We start from the raw sequence: 12,729 nt of genomic DNA, 5'->3' as shown, positions 1-12,729 counted from the left end.
ATCAGCCTTATCAAACCTACTACCAAATCTATATTAGGAAAGTTCTTTTTCGAGTTCGTCTATGCGGGCCTGCGCTTCAGATTTTCCAAGAGAGAGCGACAGCTTGTAAAGCTCAAGGGCTTCACGACGGGTCTCTTTCTTTTTCTTGGGCGCAAACTTGGTTCTGTCGGCAGCGGTTTCGAGCGCTTGGGCTTGTGCAAAGTACAAGTCAGCTTGGCTGGCCTTGGATGCTGCATTCACTTCTTCTACGCGAGCTTCCAGGTTAGCCACATCCTGCTCTTTCATCTTGATGGTTTCAAGCTTGGTAGTGAGGATAGAATCTTTTTCGGTCACCGTTTTGGCCAGCGAAGTATTTTCGCTTCTCATCCGATCCACTTCGCTTTGCAGGGCAGCAATTTGTTGCGTGCTCAGTTCCAGGTCGGCTTTCAGTCTCTTGATGGTCGTTGCATATCCGCCCTTAACAGACTTCAAAGACTTTTCAAGTTGAGCGATCTTTGTCTGTGTGTCTTTGATGTGGTTGTTGATGCTTTGCAGACGGCTCTTATAGTCGGTATAGGAAGTGCCTTCTACAACGTCTGTACGAAGCAATTGACGGCTGGCGTCAATGGAGTCGATCAACGTACCGATCTCTGACAATTGTGCGGCCGTTTGTTGGCTGGTTTGAAGTTCGGTCTTCAAAGAGTCAACCTGAGCCTTAAGCTGTTCTTTTTCTTTCTTATCGCAGCTTCCCAATAATATCATACCTGCTACAGGTAATGCGAACACGAGTTTTCTAATCATAACTTTTGAATTTAAGTTTCTTGATCAGGGGATTGCAAAAGGATGGACAGAAAATAAAACCCTTTATTTTTGCCGACGAAATGCTGATTTCGGGGGTCGAATGGAAAAAGCTCACCTTTTTAGCGGGATGTAAGGCACTAACCCTCAGCGATTTTGGGGAGTATTTCTACAACTTGGGTATCACAGAGGGAAAATTGGGAACGGAATCGTGTGCGAAAAACGGGAGCGGATCATCATCGGAACCGTTAGGCAAAGATCCGACGGGTTACTCCCGATGATAAGATGATAAATAGAAAGCCCCTATGTTGATGTGCAAAACGATCGTTGCGTATATTCAGGCTCGAAAAAGGATCATATGAAAAAAACCACCTGGTTGCTCGCGTTGTGTTCATGCTCATTCAGTGTACAAGCCCAGATCAAGAATATAAAGATAGCCGACGCCCCTGCCGGCGCCACAGGCCTGGAAGCCTCCATTGCCGTGAGCGGCGACAAAGCCGTCAGTGTTGTGGTGGCTACCGCCCCGGACAATATCTATTATTCATCCGATGAAAGCCAGACGTGGGCAGCCTCCAAGCTAACGTCTACCGGCGGCCTGTACGGTCACCCGGTACTGATTGCCGACGACAACGGCACCGTCTATGCTTTTCACCTGTCGGACCCCAGCGGCGAAGGCCTGAAGAATGAGAAGAGCCTCGACCAGATCCTTTGTCACATTTCGAAAGATGGCGGCAAAACCTGGGAAGAGGGCGGTGGGGTTGGCCTCAACGCGCCCAAGGATCAGTTCCGCCCGGCCGTGACGTTGGACGCCAAAAACAATTTGCTGATGGCCTGGACGGAATTTGATGCCTATAAGAGCGAAGAGGCAAGCTGCCAGTCGCGGATTTTGTACAGCACATCGTCGAACGGAAAGAAGTGGAGCAAGCCCTTCGAGCTTTCTCAAACCCCGGGCGATTGCAAGGACGAGGGCTCCAGCGCCGAGGGCGCGATGCCGGCCATCACCTCCGATGGAAAAGTGTTTGTGACCTGGGCCAACCAGAATAAAATATTTATGGACCGCTCGTTTAGCGGCGGCAGCATGTGGCTCACCAACGATATCGGCGTGACCGAACAACGTGGGGGCTGGAATCTGAAGGTCCCCGGCGTGGCCAGCAGCCAGAGCTTTCCCATTCTGCTGATCGACAAAAGCAAGGGCAAACTGAGGGGAAGCCTCTACTTGGTGTGGACCGACCAACGCAACGGCGCTGACGACACCGACGTGTGGTTTATGCGCTCCCTCAACTATGGCGACAATTGGACATCACCCATCCGCATCGGCGAAGACAGCAAAGGACACCAATACAATCCCGCCGTTGCAATCGACCCTGCCAACGGCAATTTATACATCTTGTATTTCGACCGTCATGCATACGGCGACACACAGACCGACGTATACATGGCCTACTCGTCAAACGGCGGCACAAACTTTCAAAACGTAAAGATCAGCGAAACCCCTTTTGTGCCCACAGAAGCCCCAGGCCTCGACACGCGCAACAGCATCTCAGCCTACAAAGGAATCATCACACCCCTATGGTCACGCACCGACGACGGCAAACCAAGCCTCTGGACGGCCGTGATCAAGGAAGCAGACATCATCACCCCACCGGCACCACAGACCGCAAAAAAGAAGAAGTAGCAAGCGCTACTTCTTTCTTCTAGAAATTTCTTGAGTGACTTTGCTTGCCGAAGCTTAGCGAAGGTGAGGCGGTTCATCAATATTTGATCAGCCGCCAAACGCATCAACAGTTGTTACCATCCACATCGCAGGCTGCACCCTGTGCCATCTCAACGCCGATTTCCTTGAAGGCCTTCACAAAAGCATCAGAGGCCTGAGCCCCCGACACCCCATACTTATTGTTGATGATGTAGAAGGGCACCCCGCTGATCCCCAGCTTGGACATTTCTTTTTCGGTAAAGGCCACCTGTGCCACGGCGGTTTCATCGGCGAGTGCAGCTTCGGCTTTTTCTTTTTGCCAACCCGCACCCACGGCTACGTCGATCAGATTTTCTTTTTTAGAAAGATCGACACCGTCCGTGAAATAGGCTTTGAAGAATGCCTCGGTCAAGGCCAATTGCTTGCCATCTTCTGCAGCGGCCTGAATGAGCACGTGTGCCAGCCGCGTATTGGGAGAAACGTTTTGTTTTGAGAAATCGAAAGCCAGCCCCTCGTCGCCGGCAACGCGGGTGGTGTGTTGCGTGATCTGCTCGTAGCGGGCCTCGCCGCCAAATTTATTGGCCAGGTATTGTTTTTGGTTCTTGCCTTCGGCGGGCATATCGGGGTTAAGCTCGAAAGGCAGGTAATGGACATCGAAATCGTATTCGGAAGCCACATCGGCCATGGCCTTTTCGATGCGGCGTTTGCCAATATAGCATATTCTAAGCCTTCATTATCAGTACGTTAAGTGGCTAAAGCAACAAACTCGCAACAAAAAGTCCCTCAAGAGCGCTTAAAAAGACTGGAAAAAACCCAGAAGAAACTTTATAGCATCTGTTGGCACACGAAGTTAGAAAATGTTTCGAATTCTAAAAGCAAGTGACCAATCCGTTGAAGCAAGAAGCGACTACTAGAAAGAACTCAACACCATTGAACCTATATTTAATAAACTTATGGTGATCATGCCCTCACGAAATGAAGTGGTCAAGGGGGTCGGAATCTCTACATTGGAAATTCCGGTGAAAAAGAGAAAGACTACCATTGGATCAAACCTTAATCATTTGGCGCAGATTCAATATGTTGAGTTCACGGATGATGGTCATGTGAGGCACCCTTCCTTTCAGGGGCTTCGTCACGATAAGTAAGGATTGTGCTTCAAGGCAAGGAACTCTGACTGAACCAAACCAGGCAAGTCCGCGACAAACGTCATCGCTTTGCTGAAAACTCTGGAAGGGTATTTCTTTTTAGATTTTCCAAGAATATCTCGTGCTGGTCGTTTTCAGGAAAAAGTATCTCATCCTTAATCTGAGTAAAATCGGGGTCCCAAAATTTTCCATTGGAATTTTCGAGCTTGAATTTTGCAATCATTCGCCTGGCCAGGTTATCACCTGCTTCCTTGGATGCCGTGATGGGAAATTTTCCAACTAAGTAACCTTCCTGGTATCTTGGTCTATATGCGTCTACCGGTGAAACATTTTGCAGTTTGACTAGAACAATTTGCTGATCGATAAAATGTGAAATGCTTCCGTTCGGATAGGGCAGGCCAAAAACGTACAAATAGCCTTCTTGAGAGTTTCGAAGTGCAAACGATGCGGCCACCCGTAATGACTGCGTGATATCTATAAATGGTGTCTCCACAATACCATAGTGCTGGAACTGGGCAATATGAAATTCATCAAAGGAAATGAACGGGTCGTTGGAGTATTTTTCGATAAGTCCCTGGTCCGCTCTTGCGCCATTGATCAATGCGTGTAATTCGTAATGTCGCTTTTCAAGCAAACTCCTTGTAACGGCTTTTTTGCCTGGTAAGGGACGAAAGATAGATGGATAGATTTTTGTTTTTTTGAGGCGATCTTTGTGGTCCTCTCTTTGGCCGCGAAAAAACATTTCGAAATTCCTGTTATTGATGGTCACGAATGCGACCTCGTCAAGGAGCTGCCGGAATGTGGCCACGGGATATCCGCTTGACGTTCTAATTTGTGCGACACTTGTTTTTCCCATTTTGTAAGTTTTTCCAACCTTACTGTTCCTTGAAAGTCTTAAGGTGCTTTTTTCGTGGTAAGATTTAATGATGGTTGTAATAGGGTGCATAGTGGCGATCTGGTTTCAGTTTCAATCTTGGTAACCTTCGAATCTATATGCGGGCGTCTGGTCAGAAATGGAATTGACGAGAATCTTCCTCCCCTTTCCCAACCCCCAACGCCGCAATGCGAAGTTGATTAGCTTCTCCTCGCGTTGGTCGAGAAACCTTATGAGGAATTCCCTGGTGTAGATGGATTGCTCTTTGGCGATGTTTTCAACTCCGTATAATTTACTGAGTTCTGCAACTGAACGAGGAGTTAAATACTGGTCAATTTTTTCGGTATAAGCAATCAGTTTTTGATAGAGAGGTGCATCCTGAATGGACTTGTTTATTGTCGGCCTAAGCAATACGAAGTTTCCTAGCCTCCACTTGTGGAGGTCCTCTGCCTCCACAAGTGCCGTGCACTCATTGGTAGCGATTATGTGCTCTTTCTCAAAGTTCGCGTTTTTGGTTTCTGGGTCTTGCTCAAGTAAGAATCTTGTGAAGTCTTCTTTCTCGTGAACGCTGGCGGCTATGTTTTCTTCATAGTTGGCCAAAAAGTATTTGAGATTATTCCAATAGAAATAATTACGCGGGTTTTCGCTACTTACCACCAAGGCTTGAATGAATCTTTCATCGTTGCATTCTCTCTCAACGAAGTCAAGCAAGTCCTGTTTAAGCCATTCAGTCGCATGATCATTGATGTTGTAGTTGTTGAAGAATTCATTGGCGGTTCCGAATAAATGACCATTCTTTACGTCAGCGCGGGAGGCAACCCCACATCCATAGAATCGGAAATTCAGCTTCTCCAGAATGGCTAAAAGCTCAATTCGTTGTTCGCTTTCTTTGACTTTAGAATACACTGCCAGTATCAGAGGGGTAATCGAAGCTCTCGACCCCTGGAAGCTGATCTGTTTTAAGATCTTCTGTTCACGAGGATCTACCACCAGGTTTTGTGTTAATAGTTTATTATAAGTCTGTGCGCATTCTGCAATGAACTCTACATAGGCTTTTAGTCTCCGCCAATTAGAGTCTGGCAGCCCCGGGTAATCTCTTTTTATATTGTTGTAGACATAATAGCTTTCTGCCTTATTAGCGCGCTCAAACACTATCCAGGTAAATCGTAGGAACGAATCTTCTTGTTCATTGGACGTTTGATTGCAGGCATTCAGGTTGTACAGGATCTTACCCCAGTTGTCAGCCACGGCTGTGGCAATATCGCGGTATCCTGCTTTCTCCGCATAGTATATCAGGTAGTTCTTAATTTTTTCAAGTTCACTCAGTTTTTTGCCGCGGTTATTGATGACTTCGAACATTAATCCTACCTCTGCGGGGGAATCCGGCACATGAAAGAGAAAGACAATTTTCTCGGTGATAGTTGAGTAGATAGTTTTGGTAAACGAAGGGTCCTTCGCGACACCGTCTTCCAACCAGTTGTTGAATTCCGAAAATGCGTTATCAATGTTTGCTTGGGCTTTGGTTGCGTGCTCTTCAGACGTGTAGTCCCATTGCTCAAGTTTCCGATAAAAATAGTTATCAAGGTTTCCGTTAAGCTTAAATAGCCGAATGGTGTTTCCCGAGTCCTTGCCTCTAAACAGGAAAGTGGTATTTATGTAGGCAATCTGATCTTGCGGTAGGAACTTTCTTTGGGCCAAAACTGAAAGCAGCATTACCAACGATGTCATGCGTTGCTGCCCATCAACAACTTCGAAACTAGTTACACCATCAACGTTGCCTTTTTCCTTGACGACAATGGTGCCAGCGAAGTGCTTATAATTCGATAGCATGCTTGTGTTCTCAATGTCGTTGAGAAGATCAGTTCGATGGCTTTTTTCCCAGGAATAAGATCTTTGGTAGTCCGGGATTTCAAAGGAGCGAAATCCTTCGTTGAAAATTTCTCCCAATGTAAGGGTAGTGGACTTTAGAGGCGTCGGTTTTGTCATAATGTTTTTAAGCTGTGGCATTTGACCAAGAGACTTTGCCTAGCCCGTGGGTGGTTGACGTTTGAAGACAAAAAGAATATTTTGCTATGTCCCTGCCCGATCGAAGACCGAGTGGGAGTTGCGGCGCCGACCGTTGGATCGTCGGGGATGCTGATAAATCTAATGCTGCAAAGAATTGGATTAGTCTATGTGACGCATCGTTCTGATTCATCAGTTAATATCTTGGGATACTTTTTGAGACAATGTTAATCCGGCCGTCTATTTTCAAGGTATTTTTTGAAAACCCAGCCCACGACGGGTACATTGTCTTTCTTGTCAATGACACTTATCTGCAGCCATTTATTTTGGCTTCGTAACACCTCCACTGTCTCACCTCTCCCCAGGGTTAGAAGAATTAAGCTATTTTTATCTGGCTTGAGTCGGAGATGAACTCTGCTGAGAGTACATCGAACAGAGTCATCATGGGATTGGTAATTCTTTAATGAGTCTAAGAGTTCTGTTTTGAGATTTTCAAGATCTTCCCTGGTCGCGTGATCGTCCTGGATAACCCCGACCATTTGTCCGACCCCGTTGATATTGTTCGTAGCGTCCAGCGCCATGAGTAAAAATTGAAAGAACACAATCAAGAGGTAATGCCAGGTGCCTTTCTTTTGCTCACGGCTTATTATAAACTCCTTTAGCTGTTCAAGGTCTGCGTGAGTTACCGGTTGATTCCCCGCTATCTTAGCGGTAATCTCCGCGGCCTGAGTAGTCACTTCCTCTAAATCGTCAAGCGGGCTGATTTTTCTAACCTTTATCGCCCACTCAGTCAAGGCGGAGGATATTCCTATTAGATTTTTCTCGACCGTAAAAAGTCTGGAAATGTTCTGTGCGGCCTGGTCCGCAGGGAAATGGCTCCTCGGTATTGGAATTTTGCTGACGACGTCCAGCATACGCCTATGATTATCGGTTATGCTTTGCAATTTTAGGAAAGCAGGATCGTGGAAACTGGTGGTCGCCTTTTTGATTTTCGCCATTTCCAAAGCCATTATGTGAAACTGGCCCAGTCCGGCAGATCTATAGGCATTAGGTATCGCCTGTAACACTTGCGCTTTTTGCGCCCATGTAGGTAATCTTAATGCAGCGCTTAGACCAGATAAATCTGAGGCACCGGGTATTGTACCAAGCCCTACCATTTTCTTTAAGTTATCGGTGTATGACTTCTCTAGACCGAACGCTGAGGCTGCGGTGGCGAACTTTCGAAGTATGTCATTTTGAGGGGGACGAGCGATTGCTCTGAACTTATCAACAGGCGAAGGGGACATAGATGTGGTAACTGTTAACGGGCGGAAGTTACCTTTTTGTCTGGAAATTCGAAAGCCGATACTGGACTGGAATCCTGCCGGAAATCGCTGATTATGGGTCGAATCCGAAAAGAGCGTACCGTCCGTCCCGTTCTCGGTGGAATGGTACCCGCCCCCCGAGACGTCTCAGGTCATTTTGATACTGAAGTGTCCCCAAAATTGCAAATGAGAGTCTCACTGACCTCGTAGTTAGATTCTGTTATATGGATGGTTTTGGTGCCAGTATCCTAGCAGGATTCATGCATGGTCTTTATTCTGAAAATGATCTCTGCCCAACTTCTTTACCAATCGTTAACCGCCAGCATCTTGAGCTGCGATTAACCTTTTGTTTCCCTGGGTTGCCTGGTCTGACAAATAATAATCGCGCAAGAACGATGTAAAAGATAGCGAAAGTCCCCAATGTCGAATCAAATTTTCCTTCATTGGTCTTCCTGTTCTTAATGGAAGTATCCTGTGATAGAACTATATATGCGCCCCATACGGTGCCCCGCGCGGATTCAACGACTTGGCTTTCTGCAGAGAAAGCATATTCGAGAATCTTCTCGATCTTGTTGTTTAACACAATGCTGATCTCGCCGCAGGTTGGAAAGCTCATTTTTAGAGTTTTCCATTTTTTGATGGATAGGCAAGGAAGGAGTTGGTTGTTCACCAACTCCTTCTAAGCACTATCCTGCCTAGGTTCTGTACTATGTGACGCGCACCTTCTCTCCCAGCTCAACACAGTGAAGTAACGGCGTAACATCACCGCGACCGACGTTCTTAGCAAGGAACTGGTCACACTGGAAGCTATGCTCCCCTTCAGGCGCCATGAAATTGTCGGTGATGTCGATCGCTATCTTTGCGGTCGATTCCGGTGGCATGAACTTGTAGGGATGGATTCTATTGAGCAGTTCGTTGACTGCCGTGCTGGCCACCTGCATGTTGAGACTAATCACGGCCGGTCGATCTACGTTAATGTCCTTTACATACTTGTATCCGTTCTTTCGTCCGTCCTCCAGCAATCGCGCATACTCTTGTGGATTATTTCGTTTCAGGGCTTCGGCGGTCACTTCTTCCATGGTGTAAACGCTGCGCGTAAAAAGTGATGACATGCCTGGCTGTACATAATGGACCGAACCCTCGATCTTGTTGATGCCGCCCTTTCCGTCGGAGTCAATCATAATCCCCATGTCTATATAGGGCACAAGATAATAGGTGCTGAGGCGATTGAGCAGATCCCGCCCCTCAGCAGTGTCCATACACCCAATGACCAGATCACAGGTGGTCAGCTCAATGATCGCTTCGGGACTTTCATAAAGGTTTTTATCGAACGGTATGACTATTGTACCCAGTCCGGTCTCCCGAACAGTCTCCACGACTACATCGGTTTTCCTGGCGGCATTTTCCGCATGAATGACCCTGGCGTTAACGATGCGATTGAGATTCTTATGCTCAACGTGATCGCCGTCTATCGGAACAAGCGTACCGACCTGATAACGGAGGAGTTGCTCCACGACGATACTTCCCGTACCGGAACATCCCACCAAACCAACTTTAAGTTGACGCAGCAACCCGTAAGTACCCTCGCCAAAAAGCTGGATGGTCCGTAAACTCTGCCGCGTGCTTTGGACCGATGCTGCCGACCACATTCTTATCTGGTGGCCGGCCACCAGGATCCGATCCACGGAACGTGCTGAGAGATCCGGTAGAATCACACGGCCAAAGATGCGACCATCAGGGAGCATAACAGCACTGCCGTGCGGCAGGTCCGAATTGGTCCACCCATACACGGAAGTAAAGAATTCTACATCCGAAATGTCATCGAGCTCAGAAAATTGATCGTACCCGCCTGGATGGCTGTGGATCTTGAGTATTGCCATACCTGATTGCATCGCCTCGATAAGAAACGGTACTACTGGTTCGGTTGGCCATTCGATAAAATCAGACTCGCGCTTGCACAGATGATAGGGCAGGAGCAGGAGTTTATGGACGAGTAACATGGTTACTCGTCCGTTATTAAACCTCCCGCACAACGCAATGGCGATTGCTTCCTTTCCATCTCCAGGAAAGAGATGCTGCTTCACTTCCTCGAAGTGAATGCCAGCCATTCTAAGCTGATACTCCACGGGGCGTTTTTTTAAATTCATCTTCCAGCCACTGCATGGCAAAACCCAGGTGCGTGACAAGGCAATCAATTCCTTCTCGCCACGGATTGTCTTCCGTGCGATGCCTGGACCACTGCTGGTAGGTTTTGCCTTCGATGGACAGCGGCGTTAACGCGGCTATGGGACGACCGTCCGTGCGGTTAAGCGCAGGGTGGAAGAAGGCCATGTCAAGCTGCGTTCTTGGATAACCGCCGTCAATGCGGATCGCCACATCGGCAAACTCGACATTGTATCCGTCGGGGAGTTTTACCCCCCGCAAGATTACATAGTTTAAGTTGGTGTCCTTAACTGAGTCCCAGACCTGTTGATGCGCATCAAGTGCTGTACTGTCGTCCTCCAATAAATCGAAGTCGCGTTTTCGCGCTTCACCATCCTGGTGACTTTTCTTCTGAGTCGTGAACCGTTCAATACCGGGATCATCAAAGCAGACAGTTTCCTCGTACTCGACTTTCACCACCTTGTTGCTTTTCAGCTTTTGGTACAGTTGAAAGTCGGTATACGGTTGTTTGCCCACCAGTTCCAGGATCTGTGCTCCCGTCATGCAACGGGAGGGCGCATCGATGGTATCACGGTCGACCTGTATTTTATATTTTACTGCCGAACCATCCTGGTGACTTTTCTTTTGGGTAGTAAAACGCTCGATGCCCGGGTCATCCAGGCACACCGTCTGGTCGTACTCAACCTTGTCCACTTTACCGCCTTTTAGCTTTTGGAAAAGCAGGAATTGATCCACCGGTTCTTTGCCTGCAAGTTTTAAGAGCTGCGCGCCGGTTAAACATCTCTCTTGCACTGTATATACTTCTCGATCGATTTGGACCTTGTAGTCCTTGTTTATGTTTGTCATATGACTTCTTGTTAAAGATTCTAAAAAAATGCTCGGACGGTACCGGCAAACCTCACCTGGTGAGGCTTGTTGACGGCTTCGAAAGGGGAGCAGCCCTCGTGAACTTTAGAGATGTCAAGAAGAGTACAGGCGTGGGCTATGGTCGTATCGGGAAAGGACACGTTTGTGGACGGTATAAACCGTTCAGTATGCCTGATTTGGAATCCTGGTCGGGATGGTCTACCTTTGTATCGCTAAATAACATTGTAGATTAACTCAGGCGGCCTAAGCCTTCGTTAGTCGACCAAATTCAAAATCAGGGCGGTCATCCGTTCCTGATTTTTTGTTGTTTAAAGGTTACTACATATTCAAAATTTATCATTTCACGTTTCAGCTTTTCACCGAGCGTTTCATAACGCATGACGCCCACCTGCTGCGCCACTTTTATCATTCCCGGGTCGGAGGTATAAAGCGGCAGGTCAAATTGCTGGCAATAGCTCACCAGGACCAAGCCCGCTATACTAAAACCCCCGAACCGATTCTTTAACAAAGCCACATTGGTAAAGGTGATCGCATTGAGAGGCACAAAGCATATCTTTCCACCCGCTTTAAAGGGCATCAGCATCAGCTGATCGACAGGCCGTAGACCATTCCAATCTGATTCAAGGACGTACGCCGTCAAATTTGGTACGGTAAACATTTCATCCTGTAAGGACGAATTCACTAAGTCAGAGGCACGGTCTACAACAATGTTCATAGCGCTGCAGTGATTAAATTATGGGGAATATCATCCAGTATAGCACCGCTTTTTAAGCTCGTCACCTTGCGGGCGTCTACCATGCCTTCGGCTAGAGCTTTTGTGAGAAGCTGCCTGAAGCGCGTGGGGTGTTCCAGCATGCGATATGCTACGCTACGGTTGCTAACAGTATTAGTTAATCGAAGGTATTCGGCATATTCAATGATGCGGGCGGAGAATGCGCCGACAAGGATAGCTTGTACGCTGATGCCGTACATAGCCTTTAGGCGTAAGATCTCAACCGGGCCGAGGCTATGGCGACGCCCACCTAACTCCAAGATCAACAGTTGCTTGGGGAGCAGCATCGTGGCAGCAAATGCGTCACATATTTTCTCGATCGTCTCGTGGTCGATCCCTTCAGTGATCTGAAGGATCAGGTGTCCTAATTCATGCAGCGCTGTGAACCGCTTGCGGGTAACTTCCTGCATTTTAAAATTCAACACAATGATCGGAAGATTCCCATACCGAGCGCTGAGTCCTTGGAAGTTTTCATCGGCGTTTACCTCAAATACGCGAATCCCCTTCGACTCCAGGAGATTGATCACATTGGTCACTGGATTGTCGTACAGTTGCCATTTTTTGCGCACTTCTAGCGCTGCCTTTTCTGCATCCTCGCGGTTGCGCACTGGAATGTTGTCGATGGGGTTGCGAAAATCGATTTTGTCGTTAGTGATTTCTTCAATAGCAAGGAGCTTAATCAACTCTTTATATGTGTCGTTTTTGACCTTTTCCGTACTCTCCGGGGTTAACTTCTGCTGCTCCCGGTAGTTGACTTGGGTCAATGCCTCACATGGCGTAAAGTCAATGATTTCAAGCCAGCGGTTAAAATCTTCTCGCTCCGAACGGTACTGAAAGAAATACTCTACGTCAACCTTTAGCTGGGAGGCAAGTCTGAAAACCGCATCCATACTAGGGTTAACGTCACCCTTCTCGTATTTGTAGATTGCCTGTCTGGTAAGGCCAACGTCTTTCGCCAGTCGGTCTTGCGATATTCCGAGCCGTTTGCGCGCTCGCTCGAGGTTTTTAGCGAAGACCATTTTTGGATCACTCATTTGGGTTCCCATGGTGTTTTTTGTCTTATGCCGGGTAGTTTAGTGCTTTGAATCAAATATACTAGTTAATTTTTAATTAACAAAATATGTAAAATT

11 protein-coding genes are annotated in these 12,729 nt (G+C 47.4%); 1 reads left to right on the top strand and 10 read right to left on the bottom strand.

The features are described 5' to 3' along the window. Nucleotides 1-33: 33 nt before the first annotated feature. Entirely contained in the window at nucleotides 34-780 is a 747-nt protein-coding gene (locus D4L85_RS32040) for a coiled-coil domain-containing protein (protein ID WP_160144138.1), read from the bottom strand. 355 nt (nucleotides 781-1,135) lie between these two features. Here D4L85_RS32040 and D4L85_RS32030 point away from each other — a divergent pair, with 355 nt between their 5' ends. Beyond that, the gene (locus tag D4L85_RS32030; protein WP_119758181.1) at nucleotides 1,136-2,452 is read left to right on the top strand and encodes a sialidase family protein; all 1,317 of its coding nucleotides are present in this window, start codon (nucleotides 1,136-1,138) and stop codon (nucleotides 2,450-2,452) included. A gap of 103 nt (nucleotides 2,453-2,555) precedes the next feature. Here the strand turns inward: D4L85_RS32030 and D4L85_RS32025 are convergent, their stop codons facing one another. The 9 genes from D4L85_RS32025 to D4L85_RS31980 form a co-directional block, all read right to left on the bottom strand. After that, the gene (locus D4L85_RS32025) at nucleotides 2,556-3,155 is read right to left on the bottom strand and encodes a DsbA family oxidoreductase (RefSeq protein WP_119758180.1); all 600 of its coding nucleotides are present in this window, start codon (nucleotides 3,153-3,155) and stop codon (nucleotides 2,556-2,558) included. 521 nt (nucleotides 3,156-3,676) lie between these two features. After that, nucleotides 3,677-4,471: an FRG domain-containing protein gene (locus D4L85_RS32015; RefSeq protein WP_160144137.1), complete on the bottom strand. Its 795-nt coding sequence runs from the start codon at nucleotides 4,469-4,471 to the stop codon at nucleotides 3,677-3,679. A gap of 111 nt (nucleotides 4,472-4,582) precedes the next feature. Beyond that, nucleotides 4,583-6,475 (bottom strand): DUF262 domain-containing protein, encoded by a 1,893-nt coding sequence (locus D4L85_RS32010; protein WP_160144136.1) that lies wholly within the window; start codon nucleotides 6,473-6,475, stop codon nucleotides 4,583-4,585. A 245-nt stretch (nucleotides 6,476-6,720) separates the two neighbouring features. Continuing rightward, nucleotides 6,721-7,779 carry an SH3 domain-containing protein gene (locus D4L85_RS32005; protein WP_119758176.1) on the bottom strand — a complete coding sequence of 353 codons (1,059 nt, stop codon included), beginning with the start codon at nucleotides 7,777-7,779 and terminating at the stop codon, nucleotides 6,721-6,723. A gap of 289 nt (nucleotides 7,780-8,068) precedes the next feature. After that, a complete protein-coding gene (locus tag D4L85_RS32000; protein ID WP_119758175.1) occupies nucleotides 8,069-8,413 on the bottom strand; it encodes a hypothetical protein in 345 nt (114 codons plus the stop codon). A gap of 91 nt (nucleotides 8,414-8,504) precedes the next feature. Next, nucleotides 8,505-9,923: a HesA/MoeB/ThiF family protein gene (locus D4L85_RS31995; RefSeq protein ID WP_160144135.1), complete on the bottom strand. Its 1,419-nt coding sequence runs from the start codon at nucleotides 9,921-9,923 to the stop codon at nucleotides 8,505-8,507. Beyond that, nucleotides 9,907-10,806, bottom strand: a complete 900-nt coding sequence (locus tag D4L85_RS31990; protein WP_119758173.1) for a multiubiquitin domain-containing protein — start codon at nucleotides 10,804-10,806, stop codon at nucleotides 9,907-9,909. Before D4L85_RS31990 ends, D4L85_RS31995 begins: the two co-directional genes overlap by 17 nt. Before the next feature lie 304 nt (nucleotides 10,807-11,110). Then, nucleotides 11,111-11,542: a hypothetical protein gene (locus D4L85_RS31985; protein ID WP_119758172.1), complete on the bottom strand. Its 432-nt coding sequence runs from the start codon at nucleotides 11,540-11,542 to the stop codon at nucleotides 11,111-11,113. Continuing rightward, nucleotides 11,539-12,633 (bottom strand): helix-turn-helix domain-containing protein, encoded by a 1,095-nt coding sequence (locus D4L85_RS31980; protein ID WP_160144134.1) that lies wholly within the window; start codon nucleotides 12,631-12,633, stop codon nucleotides 11,539-11,541. Before D4L85_RS31980 ends, D4L85_RS31985 begins: the two co-directional genes overlap by 4 nt. Between the last annotated feature and the right edge of the window lie 96 nt (nucleotides 12,634-12,729).

Origin of the sequence: Chryseolinea soli (assembly GCF_003589925.1) — a bacterium.
Lineage (GTDB): Bacteria > Bacteroidota > Bacteroidia > Cytophagales > Cyclobacteriaceae > Chryseolinea > Chryseolinea soli.
This window is presented reverse-complemented; position numbering and strand designations above follow the sequence as displayed.